The organism is Hyphomonas sp. UBA3601 (assembly GCF_002375605.1).
In the GTDB taxonomy this organism is placed as follows: Bacteria; Pseudomonadota; Alphaproteobacteria; order Caulobacterales; family Hyphomonadaceae; genus Hyphomonas.
In genome coordinates this window covers 1-14,563 of the sequence record NZ_DFME01000009.1, presented here as the reverse complement: position 1 = coordinate 14,563, position 14,563 = coordinate 1, and the positions used below count along the sequence as shown (strand labels likewise).

The following is a 14,563-nucleotide window of genomic DNA, read 5'->3' as shown; positions in this document are numbered from 1 at the left end:
TGCAGGGCTCGATGGTCGCCAACACGACCCGCGAAGGCTTCCGCCGCGCGATGGACATTTCGGTCTACAGCTTCATCGACTGTGCCCGCCGCGCCAGCGAAATCATGCCGGATGGTGGCGCGATGATCTGCATGACCTATCTCGGCGCCGAGCGCACCGTGCCCTCCTACAATGTCATGGGCGTCGCCAAGGCCGCGCTCGAAGCCGCAACCCGCTATGCGGCGCGCGACCTCGGGCCGCAGGGCATCCGCGTCAACGCGATTTCCGCTGGCGCGATGCGTACGCTCTCCCTGGCCGGTATTCGCGGCGGCAAGAGCCTTATGGGCACGGGCCGCGACTGGTCTCTGCTGAAGGAAGACACGCGCATGGAAGGCGTCGCCGGCGCGGCGCTCTACCTGCTCTCCGAACTCGGCCACTCCGTCGCCGGTGAAGTCCACCATGTCGACGCTGGTTTCCACGTCGTCGGCGTGCCGGATTTGCCGGAGGACTAAGCGTCCTCACCTTGCTGTGATCGCCCGGAACTCCTGCCCGTCTGTCCTGTTGGTCTGGCGAACCCATTCTGACAGGAGACTTCCATGTCCAATATCTTCCTCATCGGCGCCACGGGCGGCGTCGGCAGCCGCCTGAGCCCGAAACTCGTCGAGGCCGGCCACACGGTCAAAGGCCTGCACCGCAAACCTGAACAGGCAGATGATCTGCACAAGCAGGGCGTCGAGCCCGTTCTCGGCAATATCATCGACATGACCGCAGACGACCTCGCCAGCGCCATGAAGGGCTGTGATACGGCCGTCTTCTCCGCAGGCGCCGCCGGCAGCGGCCGGGACAAGACAACCGCGATTGATGGAGAGGGCCCGGAAAAGCTGATCGAGGCGGCGCGCGCCACAGGCGTGAACCGCATCTATCTCGTCTCAGTCATCATGGATGCCGGGCGCGACCGCGACACGAGCGATGATTTCGAGCACTATATGGCCATGAAGCGCCGCGCCGATGCGGCCCTCGCCCAGAGCGGGATCGACTATGTCATCCTGCGCCCTGGCACGCTGAAAGATGATGACGGCGATGGCAAAGTGATGGCGGGCCGCGCGATCACCTATGGAGACGTCGCGCGCGGCAATGTCGCCGCCACGCTCGCGGAACTGATCGACGTGCCGGAAATCACCAATGAGATCATCGAACTCACAAATGGCGAAACACCCGTCTCCGATGCCGTTGCCCGTCTGAAACGCGGCTGACACGCAGGGCGAACCCCATGCTGGCGAATTGCACCCCACACCGTTTGGGCTTGCCATCAGATCCGTATTGAACAATAAACGTATTGTTCAATCGTATTTGGGGGGCTCTCATGCCAGCACGCATCTTTCTCTGGGTCGGCCATCCACGCGCTACATCGCTCAGCCACGGCATGGCGGACGCCTACCAGCGTGGCGCAGAAGCAAACGGTGCCGAAGTCCGACGCATGAACCTGTCGGACATGGTCTTCGACCCGGATCTCACCGAAGGCTATCACGCCCGCAAGACCCTTGAGCCATGCCTTGAAGCGTGGCGGGAGAACTTGCTCTGGGCCAATCATGTCTGTTGGGCCTATCCGCAATGGTGGGGCGGGATGCCCGCCAAGATGAAAGGCGTGATCGACCGCAGTTTCCTGCCGGGCTTCGCCATGAAATATCACGAGAAGGACCCCTTCTGGGATCGCCTGCTGGCCGGACGACGGGGCGATGTGCTGATGACGTCCGACGCGCCGGTCTGGTTTGACCGGCTATCCAATGGTCGCGCCGCCAAGTTACAGGTGCAGAAGCCCGTCATGAAATTTGTCGGCATACATCCCGCACGCATCCTGCAGGTCGGACCGGTGAAGACGGCCAAGGAGGCGACGCTCTCAAAATGGATGAAGCGGGCCGAAAGGCGCGGCGCTGATGCCGCCCGCCGGTCCCGCTGATGTGAATTGCGTCCGCCCGTCATCCTGCTAACACGGGCATCATGAAAACCAGTACCGAGACCCATGTCCCGCTCAGCGGCTTCCCGTCTTATCCCGAAGACGAGATGCGAAACCGCGCCCGCGCCTTTCACGAATCTCTGGCGACGCGCCGTTCCGTCCGCGCCTTCTCCGACAAGCCCGTCCCACGCGAAATCATTGAGGCCTGTGTCGCCACCGCCGGGTCGGCCCCATCCGGCGCCAATCACCAGCCCTGGTTTTTTGCCTGTGTGAACAGCGCGGAGAAAAAGCGCGAAATTCGTCAGGCTGCCGAAGCTGAAGAGCGTGAGTTCTATTCAGGGCGCGCCGGGGAAGACTGGCTCGACGCGCTCGCGCCGATCGGCACCGATGCCGGCAAGCCCTATATGGAAATCGCCCCCTGGCTGATCTGTATCTTCGCCCAGCGCCGCGGCGGCGTGCAAGCGGGAGAAACCCGCAAGAACTACTACATCAACGAAAGCGTCGGCATCGCCACGGGTATGCTGATGACCGCCTGTCATCAGGCCGGCCTCGCCACCCTTGTCCACACGCCCAACCCGATGAAGTTCCTGAACGGCATTTGTGATCGTCCGGAAACGGAAAAACCCTTCCTGATCCTGGTTGCGGGCTATCCAGCCGACGATGCCATGGTGCCCAAACACGCTCTGGTGAAAAAGCCACTGGATCAGATCATGCGCGTGTTCTAGCGAGCGAACGCCAGCTCAGTGTGGAACGATCATGCATTTTCCGGTGATGATGGCACCGCTGGAAATCGAAACGCCCGGATACACGATGACGTCTGGGCCCAGTGTAACGTTCACGGCCTGAAAATCAGGAGCCACCCATCCCCCAGCGCTTCCGTCAGGGTTGGTGTATCGGACAGCTTCAATTTTGCGTCCGTCGCTCTCGGTAAAGACAACTGTTCGGCGGCTTGCGGTTTTGGCAGGCATTCGAATCACTCCGATGTCTATCGAAGAGAATCACGATTTGGGAGTTTTGTGAATCCCGGACCGGTTTAATCTTCGCACAAACGGAATTCTGCGCCTGGAAAGCTTTCTACAATCTTGCATAGATCCGGAAAGCTCCACAGCATGGCAAGAATACCTACACACATGGGAAGGAGCAGGTGGAAAATATTGTACAGCAACTTTGCGGATGCCGCCTTGCGCTGCACACTTTCCCTGAGGCGCGCATAGACCGGGTTTTTGAAAAGACCCTCACCATCTTGAGATGACGTCGCCTCTTGAAAGGCCTTCTCCATCCCCGCCTTGTCCATTACGAACAGCGCAAATATCAAGCTGAAAACAGCTTGGGCGATTGCAAGAAATGCCCCCGCTTGAATAATCCCAAGCGTTAGGCCCTCCACTTCCAAATCGAATATGGATACGGGCGTGGAATGGTTTCCTGACAGTTCCGCTACAAAAACGATCGCAGAAAATGTGTAGGTGCGATTGGTCAGATCCCGGAACAGACTTGCGAAATACTCGGACGTGAGGTTCATGCAACTACTTGCTGTGGTCAATCACATCTATGCGTTTTCGTGGCTGTCCGGGCTTACAGATAAAGCTGGTTTGCACGAGCTTCCTGCCATTTCGGCGATGCTTCGATTTAGATGCCTCGAACTGATGGAGGAAGTGCCCCTCCCGGAGTTCGTGGGCAATAGCCCCTTTTTTTGGAAGTTCCTCAAAATCATGCGGTGGACAGTCACATGTCTGCCCTTTCGCGATGTAATCGCGGACGACTTGCTTTTTCTCCGTTTGCATATCGCCGGTATCCACATCCGACGAGAATTCCTTTTTCACAAACACATCAACCATGGTTAACCCTCCTGCCTCCGGACATGAGGCCAGAAATAGAACGATAATTCAACCCTACAGAATTCGGTAGGGTTCTAGCCGCCCACGGTCACAGCGGGACCGGGCAGGTGGATTGTGTAATAGCTGCGCGGCTTCTCTCCCGGTTTGCGGCCTTCGGCGGCAATGTGGATATCGCCCGATATACCCACCGGAATACCCTGCCCCATTGGCAACACGTCGCCGCTTGGCAATTCGGCCGCGAACTCGCGGAACTTCCAGCCGTTGAGCACGGGCATCTGCCGCAACCGGTCCCCGGTACGCATCCGCACGGGCACGTCCCGCGCAAGGCTGCCCGAAAGGTTCAGGAAGTTCTGCGTCACCCAGACACCCGTCTCGGTCCGCACCACGCCCATCGATACATGGGTGGCCTGTTCGCTGAGAATGTTTGCGCGATGGCCGGGGCTGTCCATGAGGTTCTGGTGCAGACGTTTCACGGCCTGCCGTTCCAGATTCCAGCGCCCCCGGACAATCTCGATCATGGCAACATTTTCAGCTGAATACTGAATGATTGCCCGCCGGTCGAAGGCCGCGATGCGGTCCTGCGGTTTGCGTCCGTCCGGTCCGACATGGCCGAAGAAATCATTATACGCCATGTCGAGACTGTGAAAGCGCGCCGTATTGCGCAGCGCCGCGCGATTGACCAGCGGCGGCAATCCCGCCTCCTTGCGGGCGATATTGGTCAGCCTCAGGAACTCGCCTTCCATGCGCGCGTCGAAGGCATAGCCCTCCGGCAAATTCCCGAAGCAGGGCCCCACCTGCTCGACATAATCGGCCACTGCGACGCCCCGCCCCGTGAGGGCAAGGTCACAGGCAAATGCGGGCAGGCCAGCGGCAAGCGCCGCAAGGCCGACGAAAAGAGTGCGCAGGATCATGTCTTGCGCACTATATCCGCGCCAACATGAACAGAAGTGTTACGGCCGTTCAGGCCATGGCTGCAGCTGGTCGCGTTTCATCTGCAACCGCTGGTCTTCAGGCAGACTGTAATCATGACCGAATGGCGCGCTCTCCCAGCTGCCATAACCCGGATTCGGCAGGGCAATCCATTCCCGGCCCCATTTGTCTGCATTCGCCTCATATACGGCCTGCCGTTCTGCCGGGCTGCCTTTATAGGAATCGGTGAAGTCGCCCAGATTGTCGCCCAGCATGAGCAGGATCCGATAATCCTTTGCCACCACGGCCCAGCGCGTTGCCTTGGCCGAGCCCCAATCGTCCTGCTCGCCCTTGGTCAGCAACGTGTCAACATTGCCGCCCATTGGGAAACCGAGTGCCCGCAGATTCCGTGCGGTCCCCTCTTCCGTCACTGCGTCGCGATTGGTGACGTAGAATACTTTCACACCCTTGGCCGCAGCCGCGCGGGTGAAGTCCACCGCGCCCGGCACGGCTTTCGCCACACCCGCGCTGGCCCAGGCATTCCAGCGGTCGGGGCTGAAAGGCTCACCCGCCAGCACATCCGCCGCCGCATAGGGCGTATTGTCCAATACGGTCTCATCGGCATCAAGGATGATTGCCGGGGGAAGATCCTGATAGGCCTCGCCCTGCAGGTCCGGCGCGGCGGTCCATTCCGGATCAGCCAGCGCCTCGTCCAATCGCATCGCCGCCAGCGCATAGATGCCGTCAGTCGTGGCCTTGTACTCTACCGCCTGCTGCGCCCAGAGCGTTGCGTTCAGCCGATCATCCTGTGCCGGACCCGTTTCAACAATGACTTCGCGCTCGACCACCACTTTGCGGACAGGTTCGGAGCCTTCATCAACATAGATACAGGCAGACAGGACAAATGGCGCCGCCAGCCCTGCAACAAGAAATGAAAGCCTATGGGTCATGACGGTCTCCTGTTCCGATGCAGGCTGGTCATACCAGACTGGCCCCGAACCGGAAACGGGTCAGATCGCGCCGCAATTCTGCAGACGCGCCAGCACCGGTGCGATCATGCGTTCGATGGCTTCTTCGGTCGGGCGCACATTGCCATAGGCCGGCAGGCCTTCATCGGCAATCACGAGGTCGGCCTCGAATTTGGCCGGATAGGTCCATTGGTAATGCGCCGCGCGCACCGTGCCGAGATATTGCTGAAGTACACTTTCCAGCGAGCGACCGCGCTCGGTCACGTCGCGGCGAATTCGCCGTGCGAGGCGCAGGTCGTCTGGCGTGTCCACATAGACCGACAGATCAATCAGGGAACTGATTTTCGGGAAAGACAGCGCATGGATGCCCTCCAGGATCAGGATCGGTGCAGACTTGATCTCGCGTGTCTTCTCGCTGCGGTCATGGCGCTCATAATCATAGATTGGCTGCTGGATCGTCTCGCCGGCTTTCAGCGCGCGCAAATCCTTGACCAGCCGGTCGGCTTCTTTCGAGCGAGGTGCATCATAGTTGATGCCCGCGACAAGTGCCGTCCATTCTTCCTTGTTCCCGGGCTCGCCATAATGGCTCATCGGATAGTAATACGCATCCTCACCAAACAGGACCGCCTGCCCCTCAGGCAAATGTTCCAGCAGGGCTTCGGCCAGCGTTGACTTGCCAGATCCGGAGCCACCGGACATGGCGACGAGGAATTGCTTGCGCTTTGTCATCATGGCTTTGGGTGTAACGGCAAACCCCGGCTGGCTTCAACGAAAAAAGGCCGCCGCCGCACTTCCTTTGCCACGCACAGTCCCGTTAGATGCACGCTGGGGAAATTCGCCATGACTGATCCACTCGACCGCGCCACATTCCATGCCCGCCGCTGGCTGGACAGCCTGCCTGATCGCCCCGTAGGCGCCACGGCCACCGCGCGCGACCTTCGCGCCGCCCTGTCTGGCCCGCTACCGGAAACCGGGCGAGACGCCGCCGCCATTATCGACGACCTTGCCACGCACGCCGAGCCCGGCCTGCATGCCAATGCCGGGGGACGATTCTTTGGTTGGGTGATGGCAGGATCACTTCCTTCGGCACTTGCTGCCGACTGGCTGGTGTCGGCCTGGGACCAGAATGCGGGTATGTTCACCGTTGCACCCGCTGCAAGCATGATTGAAGAGATTGCTGGTGAGTGGCTGAAGCAACTGTTCGACCTGCCGCAGACATCCTCCTTCGCGTTCACCACCGGGTGCCAGATGGCGCACGTCACTGCGCTGGCAGCGGCACGGCATGGCGTGTTGCAAAAGGCCGGGTGGAATGCAGAAAACGACGGCTTGTTCGGCGCACCGCGTATCCGCATCCTGACCAGTGAAAACAGGCACCGCTCCCTCGACAGCGCTATTCGCCACCTCGGTCTTGGACAGGCATCCATGACAGATGTCGCCATCAACCCCATGGGCGACATGCGCGCAGATGACCTTGCCCGCCATCTTGCCGAATGGGAGGGGCCAAAAGTTGTATGCCTGAACGCGGCAGACCTGAATGTCGGTACATTCGATGATTTCCGTACATTGATTCCGATGGCCCAGGCCGCTGGCGCATGGGTGCATGTCGACGGCGCGTTCGGCCTGTTCGCCCGCACGAGCGACCGCCTCAAACACCTCACAGACGGCATCGACTTCGCTGACAGCTGGGCAACCGACGGTCACAAGTGGCTGAACGTACCTTATGATTGCGGCTTTGCCATTGTCCGCGATTCTGAGGCGCACCGCGCCGCCCTGTCACTCAGTGCGGCTTATCTCTCCCCCAGTCAGGACGTGCGTGATCCAACGGATTGGAACCTCGAACTCTCCCGCCGGGCACGCTCCGTGCCTGTTTACGCCGCACTTCAGGAACTTGGCCGTCAGGGCGTCGCCGACCTTGTTGACCGCTCATGTGCGTATTGCGCCGAAATTGTGAATGGGATCGGCGCCCTGCCGAACGCTCGCGCCCTGAATGACCCGATACTCAATCAGGGCCTTGTGCGGTTTGAACACGAAGGTGCGAGTGCGGAAGAGAATGATGCGTTCACCGACGAGATCATTCGCCGGGTGAACGAAAAAGGTAAAGCTTTTTTCTCCGGCACGACATGGCAGGGTCAACGCGTTATGCGCGTTAGCGTCGTCAGCTGGCGGACGAATGAGGGGGATGTCGCGCGAACAATTGCGGCTGTACGCAAGGCGCTGACGGAAGATGGGTAGTTTGTGCGACCCTAGTCACGGAGTCGCTCAAGTCCATCCAGCAACAGATCAAGGGTGAATTCGAACTCTGTCTGGCTGTCGCACCACCCCATAGCCGGCTCGTCGGATTGATGCATCTCGGACGCTACCATGGCCGAGAGGTAGGGCAGATTTTCTGCCATCTCCTCAAACTCCGCCTGCGTCTTTTGTGTGTCCAGGTTTCCACCCGACACCGGCGGACTGAACAATTCCTGCGCAAAGCCAAACAACAGACTTCCGAGCGCGTGCAATGCACGATGGGCCGTTTGATAGCTGAAGCCATTGTCCACAAACAATGCAATCACCTGATCCACATAGAGGTACATGGACGGTGGTATGGACTGCCGCGCCGCAAAAAGCGCAGGCGTCCATGGGTGACGCATCACCACCGTGCGAGCGGCCAGACATCTGCTGCGCAGGTCCGATTTCCAGTCCGCCATGCATGATGCCGGACGCTCATCAACGGCGGACGTGATCTCATTTGCCAGCGCCTCGGCGAGTCCATCAAGCAGGCCTTCCTTGCCTGGAAGATGGTGATACAGGGACATCGCTTCGACGCCCAACTCTTTGCCGAGGCGCCGCATGCTCAGACTTTGCAGGCCTTCGCGATCAACCAATGTCATCGCGGCATCAAGCACGCGCGTGTGCGTCAAAGGCTTCCGTGTACTCATTGCCAGCCATGTCTCCTTTCGGGATCCATTTGCCTTTGTGGCGATGGCACTTGCAAGACTCTTGCACTGCATGGTAGCACATGGCGTAGACTTACATTGTAAGGTTTAAACAAGTATGTCCGCCTTGCCCCCCTCCCTTCGACGCGATGCATGCCTCACTGGTCTGTTTTACCTGGGCCTCGGTTTGACCGGCGGCGCCGTTTTCATGGCGGTTCGCCCTCAGCTTTTTGCAGAAGATGATCCTGTTCAAACGCTCGCCAATCTGACCGGGCAGGAAGGCCTTGCCCGCGTCGGGATCGCGCTGGAGCTTGGGTCCGCCATCTTCCAGGCGTTGACGGCGGTATGGTTCGCCAAACTGTTCAGTCACATCGACCGGCATGCCGCGAGCGTTGTGGCACTCTTCGGCATGGTCAATGCGATCGCGACGCTCGCCAGCTCGGTGATGTTACGCGCGGCGCTCGACACAGCCTTGGGACACAGCAGCGCCGATCCGGCAATCAGCCATCTGTTTGTTCTGACCAGTCACCACTTCTGGGCCGCAGGCGCCATCTTCTTTGGGCTCTGGTTGATCCCAATGGGTTGGATCGTCCTGAAGGGGCGCTTCGGCCCTCGCCCGCTAGGCTGGATACTTATCCTTGGCGGTATTGGCTATGTCGCGAGCGTGTTTATCGCAGTGCTCGCACCGCACGCAGGCGCTTGGATCGGATTACTCACGATTCCACCAACAATTGGCGAATTCTGGATGATCGGACTGTTGTTCTGGAAAGGCCTGCGCAGAACATCCAAGTATGATCAAAAATAAAAAAGGCCGCTCCGGAGAGCGGCCTTTCGTATCCTGTTGCAGGAAAAGGAAATCCTATTCCTCTTCGCCGCCCTCATCCTTGGCAAGTTCCTTGCCGGTGGTCTGGTCGACCACTTTCATGGACAGGCGCACTTTGCCGCGATCATCGAAGCCCATCAGCTTGACCCAGACCGTGTCGCCTTCTTTGACGAGGTCTTTCGGATGGTTCACGCGCTCGTTCGCCATTTGCGACACGTGCACAAGGCCGTCCTTCGGACCAAAGAAGTTCACGAAGATACCGAAGTCTTTCAGGCCAACGACCTTGCCTTCGTAGATCTCGCCGATTTCCGGCTCTGCGACGATCTCCTTGATCATCTTCAGCGCCTTGTTGATGGATTCCTTGTCCAGCGCAGAGACCTGCACCGTACCATCATCATCAATGTTCACCTTGGCGCCGGACTCTTCCACGATGCCGCGGATGACCTTGCCGCCAGACCCGATCACGTCACGGATCTTGTCGGTTGGCACTTTGACGATTTCCATCTGTGGAGCGTTTTCCGACAGGCTGTCGCGGGACGTATCCAGCGCTTTGCCCATCTCACCCAGGATGTGCATGCGCCCACCCTTGGCCTGCTCCAGAGCCGTGTGCATGATTTCCTTGGTGATACCGGCGATCTTGATGTCCATTTGCAGGGACGTCAGGCCTTTTTCGGTACCGGCCACTTTGAAATCCATGTCGCCGAGATGATCTTCGTCGCCGAGAATGTCGGAGAGAACCGCCACGCCGTCAGCTTCCTTGATCAGGCCCATTGCGATGCCCGACACAGGACGGGTCACCGGCACGCCGGCATCCATCATGGCGAGGGAACAACCGCAAACCGTTGCCATCGAGGACGAGCCGTTGGACTCGGTGATCTCGGAGACGAGGCGGATCGTGTACGGAAACTCTTCATGCTTTGGCAGGACAGCCTGCAGCGCGCGCCAGGCGAGCTTGCCGTGGCCGGTCTCGCGGCGGTTGGTACCGCCCATGCGACCGGTCTCGCCCACCGAATATGGCGGGAAGTTGTAGTGCAGCATGAATTTGGACTTCGACGTGCCATCAAGGCCGTCGATGAACTGCTCATCATCGCTGGTGCCGAGCGTGGCCACACAGATCGCCTGCGTTTCACCACGGGTGAACAGCGAGGAACCATGCGTGCGCGGCAGGAAGCTGGCAATTGCCTCGATCGGGCGAACCTGATCCAGCGAACGGCCATCGATGCGCTTGCCGGTTTTCAGGATGTCGCCGCGAACAACGCTTGCTTCGGCTTCCTTGAAGGCAGACTTGAACGTCTCGCCAGACATTTCGCCCGGCTCTTCTTCGGTGCCGACGAGCGCAGCCTTGGCCTTTTCGCGGGCTTCGCCCACAGCGGCCTGACGCTCCAGCTTCTCGGTCATCGAGTAGGCGGCGGAAAGATCTGCGCCGACCAGTTTCTGGATTTTTTCCAGTTCGGCCGAGTGATCTTCGGCTTCGAAGTCGAACGGTTCCTTGGCGGCCTGTTCGGCCAGGTCGATGATCGCATCGATCACAGGCTGGATCGATTCATGACCCGCCATGACAGCGCCGAGCATGACTTCTTCGGACAGTTCATAAGCTTCCGATTCCACCATCATCACGGCGTCGGCGGTGCCGGCCATGACGAGGTCCAGTTCGGACTCTTCGAGTTCTTCGATCGTCGGGTTGATGATGTACTCACCATCCTTGTAGCCCACGCGCGCTGCGCCGATCGGGCCCATGAAGGGCGCGCCGGACAGGACAAGCGCCGCAGAGGCACCGATCATGCCGATCACGTCCGGATCGTTTTCGAGATCATAGGACATCGCGGTCAGCACGACCTGGACTTCGTTCTTGAAGCCTTTGACGAAAAGCGGGCGGATCGGGCGGTCGATCAGGCGAGACGTCAGCGTCTCTTTCTCGGTCGGGCGGCCTTCACGCTTGAAGAAGCCACCTGGGATGCGGCCCGATGCGTAGTATTTTTCCATGTAGTTGACGGTCAGGGGGAAGAAGTCCTGGCCCGGCTTCGCGCTTTTCGCAAAACATGCGGTCGCGAGCACTTTTGTATCGCCATAGGTCACCATGACGGCGCCATCGGCTTGGCGGGCCACCTGGCCCGTTTCGATCGTCAGCGTGCGGCCGGCCCATTCCAGCGACACAGATTTCTTGTCAAACATCAAAATGTCTTTCTTTTTCACATACGAAAAGCCCGCCGCGGCCCTATTGCCCGGCGGGCTTGATTTTGTGCCTAGCGGCGAATGCCGAGGGCTTCGATGAGTTTGGCGTAGCGCGCCTCATCCTTGCGCTTGGTGTAGTCAAGCAGCTTCCGGCGGGTTGCGACCATGGCCAGCAGGCCCCGGCGGGAGTGGTTGTCTTTCTTGTTCGTCTTGAAGTGGTCGGTCAGGTTGTTGATCCGTTCGGTCAGGATCGCGACCTGCACTTCTGGGGAACCGGTATCGCCAGGCTTTGTGGCGAATTTTTCGATCAGTTCCTGCTTCTTCTCAGCGGTAATCGACATCGTGTATCTTTCTTGTAATCGCCTTGCGGCGGGTTTCGTCTAAGCGCCTGAATTGGCGGGGGTTTTGGGTGAGTATCTGAGGCCTCAGGCCACGGCCGGGATGTCGTCCAGCCGGGTCAGGACCCGATATCCCACCACAAGGGGCGGCTTATGGCTCATTTTCCCCCGAAATGAAAGGCCCTCAGGTGAGGTTTGGCGCAAAAGCGCCGGTGCTTAGAATCTCACCTCAAGCCCGACCAGAATCTCCTGCGGCTTGCCGGGGCGCAGGCCGGCCGGATCGATGGAGGCGACATAGGTCTCGTCGAACAGGTTTTCCGCTTTCACGCGCAGGCGCAGCGTCTCGGTCAGGTCGACCCAGGCCGCCGCATCGACCAGCCAGCGTGCATCGATCCGCTCGCCTGCCGGAATGGCGCCCTGCCCCGCCCGCGCACGCGCTTCGGAGACGTGATTAGCAGAGAAATCCATGCCCCAGCGGCTGGCTTCGATGCCCGCCATCAGGGTGATCTGCTGGTCCGAGACATAGGGCAGCTCGTCGCCCGCCTCGACATCGCCCCACGGCTCATAACTGCTCTCGAAGCCAGACTGGAATTCGGCATCTGTCCACGTATAGACGAGGCCGACCGGCAGTGAGAGCGAGGTGTCGAACAGCGCCGCCGCATCCCAGCTCGCCGTCAGCTCAAGGCCCATCACGTCCACATCGCCGCCATCGAACTGGTCGCCGATCGTGCAATTGCCACCGGACGAGGCGGTGCAGGTGCCGAGCAGGTTTGAATAGTCATTGAAGAAGGCAATCGCCTCGACATCGACGCCCTCTTTCGAGAAGCGTCCGCCGGCTTCCCAGTTCACGCTCTCTTCGGCATCGGCCTCGGTTGCGCCGGGGCTGGCAATCGCAAAGCCGCGATGCACACCGGCCAGCAAGGTCACATCCTCGTTGAGTTCGTAAAGTGCACTTAGACCCGGCACAACGACCTGGTCATCCAGGGTCCGCACGCGCGTCGGCCCCGCCGCACGGGTCGGGTCTGCCGTTGAATAGTCCTCGCGCGTCAGCTCATAATCCTCAAAGCGCGCGCCGCCGGTCACGGTCAGCTTGCCGATGCTGACCCGGTCCTGCAGGAACAGGGCAACCGCTTCACCGCTGGAGATGCGGTTGGCATTGCTGCCCGCCGCGCCCGCGCTGGTCAGGATCAGGCGTTCGCCCTCAAGCCGGTACGCATCCTCTTCCTGGAACCGGTCTTCCTCGTCCTCATGCACGCGGATACCGACAGTGACATCATGATCGAGGCCGCCAAACGCGGTCTGCCAGTTCAGCGTGGTTTGCAGGCCTTCGCTGTAATAGGCGCGGCGGTTGGCGCGGTAGACGATGGAATCGTCGAGGCTGGTAGCGCCAGTCGCCAGGCTGTACTCGGCCGAATAGGTCACCGGGTCGGCCAGCACGGAGGAAATCCCCGTATCGCCGCTCGCGCCCGTACCATCGGCGCTGATACCCTGCAGCTTGTACCAGTTGCGGGCAAAATCATGATGATAGGCAATTGTCGTCAGGTTCAGCGTTGGCGAGAATTCAATCTTGTGGGTCAGCTGGAACAGCTCGTTCTCGCCCCGGAATTCATCATCCGCGCTCGCATCATAGCGGCGATAGGGGTTGGCCTCGAAATCTTCCAGCGTCAGGCCGAAATAGGTCTCGTTGGAGGTCTCTTCGCGCGTCTGGTATTTCAGCTCGACGCTTTGCGGCATCGGGCCGTCATCCTTGTACGCGCCGACTTTCAGCATCAGATCATCAGCGTCGAAGCCCGTCGGCCCGCCATTGTCCAGCTCCTTGAACCCGTCAGTCTCGTCGGTGAACACTTCGATCAGGCCGCCCAGTTTCCAGCCTGCGCCGACCTCCGCCCGTCCGCCCGTCCAGGCATGGACCCGCTGGCGATCATTGGTGCCAAAGAATGCCTGTGCAAATCCGGACGTCTCTTCCGGCACTGGCGTCGAGAACAGGTTCAGTGCGCCGCCCGTCGTGCGCGGACCATACAGGATCGCGGCGGGCCCCTTGGTCACTTCCACGGCGCTCATTCGCGCTGTGGTCGGGAAATAATAGGCGGACGGCGAGGCGTAGGGCGCCGGCGAGATCGGCACGCCATCTTCCATCAGCACGATACGGGACGAGCGATCCGAACCCGACCCGCGCAGGCCGATATTCGGCCGCAGGCCATAACCGTCCTCTTCCTGGATGTTCACGCCCGGCACGACGCGCAAGACGCGCTGGATATCGCTCTGGGCCTGCGCCGACAGGTCAGCATCCGTCAGGAAGGAGACCGACCCGGCCACTTCGTCCACCGCATCCGTCGAGCCTGTCACGACAATCGTCGACAACATCCGGTACGGGTTCTGCTCACCCGGCGCGGTGGCATTGTCAGCATAAGATGACAGGGATACGAGCGCGCTGGAGGCCAGCAGGACGGAAAGACGGGAAAACGGCATGAGGGATACCTATTGATATTGAGAATGAGTTGCGGGTCTTTAAGAGGATGCCACGCCCCAAAACAACCTGCATTTGACATTCACTCGCACAAACTTGCCGCGTATGTGCTTTCCATGCCACGCTCGGACTCATGTGAAGCGGAAGCTGCTGCGCGCTTCGCTCGTCCCCTCCCCCGCCTCTCCGGCGCATGTCAGAGT

16 protein-coding genes are annotated in these 14,563 nt (G+C 60.0%); 6 read left to right on the top strand and 10 right to left on the bottom strand.

Features of this window, described 5'->3' with window-relative positions:
• From B4F73_RS00620 to B4F73_RS00605, 4 genes are all read left to right on the top strand, one after another.
• Positions 1-491, top strand: a 491-nt coding sequence (locus B4F73_RS00620) for an enoyl-ACP reductase FabI (protein WP_290482268.1), incomplete at its 5' end; no start/stop codon positions are given.
• An 84-nt stretch (positions 492-575) separates the two neighbouring features.
• Positions 576-1,232: an SDR family oxidoreductase gene (locus B4F73_RS00615; RefSeq protein ID WP_290482267.1), complete on the top strand. Its 657-nt coding sequence runs from the start codon at positions 576-578 to the stop codon at positions 1,230-1,232.
• A gap of 110 nt (positions 1,233-1,342) precedes the next feature.
• Positions 1,343-1,936 (top strand): NAD(P)H-dependent oxidoreductase, encoded by a 594-nt coding sequence (locus B4F73_RS00610; RefSeq protein WP_290482266.1) that lies wholly within the window; start codon positions 1,343-1,345, stop codon positions 1,934-1,936.
• A gap of 41 nt (positions 1,937-1,977) precedes the next feature.
• Complete coding sequence (locus B4F73_RS00605; RefSeq protein ID WP_290481643.1) at positions 1,978-2,658, top strand: nitroreductase family protein; 681 nt, start codon at positions 1,978-1,980, stop codon at positions 2,656-2,658.
• Between the two features lie 15 nt (positions 2,659-2,673).
• Here the strand turns inward: B4F73_RS00605 and B4F73_RS00600 are convergent, their stop codons facing one another.
• The 6 genes from B4F73_RS00600 to udk all read right to left on the bottom strand — a co-directional run bounded on the left by B4F73_RS00600 (position 2,674) and on the right by udk (position 6,377).
• Positions 2,674-2,901, bottom strand: a complete 228-nt coding sequence (locus tag B4F73_RS00600) for a hypothetical protein (RefSeq protein ID WP_206991694.1) — start codon at positions 2,899-2,901, stop codon at positions 2,674-2,676.
• Between the two features lie 65 nt (positions 2,902-2,966).
• Positions 2,967-3,452 carry a hypothetical protein gene (locus B4F73_RS00595; RefSeq protein WP_206991695.1) on the bottom strand — a complete coding sequence of 162 codons (486 nt, stop codon included), beginning with the start codon at positions 3,450-3,452 and terminating at the stop codon, positions 2,967-2,969.
• A gap of 4 nt (positions 3,453-3,456) precedes the next feature.
• On the bottom strand, positions 3,457-3,768 hold the full coding sequence (locus B4F73_RS00590) for a hypothetical protein (RefSeq protein ID WP_206991696.1): 312 nt from the start codon (positions 3,766-3,768) through the stop codon (positions 3,457-3,459).
• Between the two features lie 74 nt (positions 3,769-3,842).
• Entirely contained in the window at positions 3,843-4,679 is an 837-nt protein-coding gene (locus B4F73_RS00585; RefSeq protein ID WP_290482265.1) for a CAP domain-containing protein, read from the bottom strand.
• A 39-nt stretch (positions 4,680-4,718) separates the two neighbouring features.
• Entirely contained in the window at positions 4,719-5,627 is a 909-nt protein-coding gene (locus B4F73_RS00580) for a 5'-nucleotidase, lipoprotein e(P4) family (RefSeq protein WP_206991698.1), read from the bottom strand.
• A gap of 60 nt (positions 5,628-5,687) precedes the next feature.
• Positions 5,688-6,377 carry a uridine kinase gene (udk, locus tag B4F73_RS00575; protein WP_290480250.1) on the bottom strand — a complete coding sequence of 230 codons (690 nt, stop codon included), beginning with the start codon at positions 6,375-6,377 and terminating at the stop codon, positions 5,688-5,690.
• A gap of 108 nt (positions 6,378-6,485) precedes the next feature.
• Between udk and B4F73_RS00570 the strand changes: the two genes are divergently transcribed.
• On the top strand, positions 6,486-7,877 hold the full coding sequence (locus tag B4F73_RS00570) for a pyridoxal phosphate-dependent decarboxylase family protein (protein WP_290482264.1): 1,392 nt from the start codon (positions 6,486-6,488) through the stop codon (positions 7,875-7,877).
• An 11-nt stretch (positions 7,878-7,888) separates the two neighbouring features.
• Here the strand turns inward: B4F73_RS00570 and B4F73_RS00565 are convergent, their stop codons facing one another.
• Entirely contained in the window at positions 7,889-8,566 is a 678-nt protein-coding gene (locus B4F73_RS00565) for a TetR/AcrR family transcriptional regulator (RefSeq protein ID WP_290482263.1), read from the bottom strand.
• A gap of 115 nt (positions 8,567-8,681) precedes the next feature.
• Between B4F73_RS00565 and B4F73_RS00560 the strand changes: the two genes are divergently transcribed.
• Positions 8,682-9,368 carry a DUF4386 domain-containing protein gene (locus tag B4F73_RS00560; RefSeq protein ID WP_034814485.1) on the top strand — a complete coding sequence of 229 codons (687 nt, stop codon included), beginning with the start codon at positions 8,682-8,684 and terminating at the stop codon, positions 9,366-9,368.
• A 54-nt stretch (positions 9,369-9,422) separates the two neighbouring features.
• Here the strand turns inward: B4F73_RS00560 and pnp are convergent, their stop codons facing one another.
• The 3 genes from pnp to B4F73_RS00545 form a co-directional block, all read right to left on the bottom strand.
• Entirely contained in the window at positions 9,423-11,558 is a 2,136-nt protein-coding gene (gene pnp / locus B4F73_RS00555; protein ID WP_034814482.1) for a polyribonucleotide nucleotidyltransferase, read from the bottom strand.
• A 71-nt stretch (positions 11,559-11,629) separates the two neighbouring features.
• Positions 11,630-11,899, bottom strand: coding sequence for a 30S ribosomal protein S15 (gene rpsO / locus B4F73_RS00550; RefSeq protein ID WP_034814480.1), 270 nt, complete (start codon positions 11,897-11,899; stop codon positions 11,630-11,632).
• 213 nt (positions 11,900-12,112) lie between these two features.
• Positions 12,113-14,365 carry a TonB-dependent receptor family protein gene (locus B4F73_RS00545; protein ID WP_290482262.1) on the bottom strand — a complete coding sequence of 751 codons (2,253 nt, stop codon included), beginning with the start codon at positions 14,363-14,365 and terminating at the stop codon, positions 12,113-12,115.
• Positions 14,366-14,563: the final 198 nt, after the last annotated feature.

Bases quoted from the DNA above. Each gene is read 5' to 3' on its own strand.
- B4F73_RS00615 (WP_290482267.1), top strand. From the start codon at position 576: ATGTCCAATATCTTCCTCATCGGCGCCACGGGCGGCGTCGGCAGCCGC.
- B4F73_RS00610 (WP_290482266.1), top strand. From the start codon at position 1,343: ATGCCAGCACGCATCTTTCTCTGGGTCGGCCATCCACGCGCTACATCG.
- B4F73_RS00605 (WP_290481643.1), top strand. From the start codon at position 1,978: ATGAAAACCAGTACCGAGACCCATGTCCCGCTCAGCGGCTTCCCGTCT.
- B4F73_RS00600 (WP_206991694.1), bottom strand. From the start codon at position 2,901: ATGCCTGCCAAAACCGCAAGCCGCCGAACAGTTGTCTTTACCGAGAGC.
- B4F73_RS00595 (WP_206991695.1), bottom strand. From the start codon at position 3,452: ATGAACCTCACGTCCGAGTATTTCGCAAGTCTGTTCCGGGATCTGACC.
- B4F73_RS00590 (WP_206991696.1), bottom strand. From the start codon at position 3,768: ATGGTTGATGTGTTTGTGAAAAAGGAATTCTCGTCGGATGTGGATACC.
- B4F73_RS00585 (WP_290482265.1), bottom strand. From the start codon at position 4,679: ATGATCCTGCGCACTCTTTTCGTCGGCCTTGCGGCGCTTGCCGCTGGC.
- B4F73_RS00580 (WP_206991698.1), bottom strand. From the start codon at position 5,627: ATGACCCATAGGCTTTCATTTCTTGTTGCAGGGCTGGCGGCGCCATTT.
- udk (WP_290480250.1), bottom strand. From the start codon at position 6,377: ATGATGACAAAGCGCAAGCAATTCCTCGTCGCCATGTCCGGTGGCTCC.
- B4F73_RS00570 (WP_290482264.1), top strand. From the start codon at position 6,486: ATGACTGATCCACTCGACCGCGCCACATTCCATGCCCGCCGCTGGCTG.
- B4F73_RS00565 (WP_290482263.1), bottom strand. From the start codon at position 8,566: ATGAGTACACGGAAGCCTTTGACGCACACGCGCGTGCTTGATGCCGCG.
- B4F73_RS00560 (WP_034814485.1), top strand. From the start codon at position 8,682: ATGTCCGCCTTGCCCCCCTCCCTTCGACGCGATGCATGCCTCACTGGT.
- pnp (WP_034814482.1), bottom strand. From the start codon at position 11,558: ATGTTTGACAAGAAATCTGTGTCGCTGGAATGGGCCGGCCGCACGCTG.
- rpsO (WP_034814480.1), bottom strand. From the start codon at position 11,899: ATGTCGATTACCGCTGAGAAGAAGCAGGAACTGATCGAAAAATTCGCC.
- B4F73_RS00545 (WP_290482262.1), bottom strand. From the start codon at position 14,365: ATGCCGTTTTCCCGTCTTTCCGTCCTGCTGGCCTCCAGCGCGCTCGTA.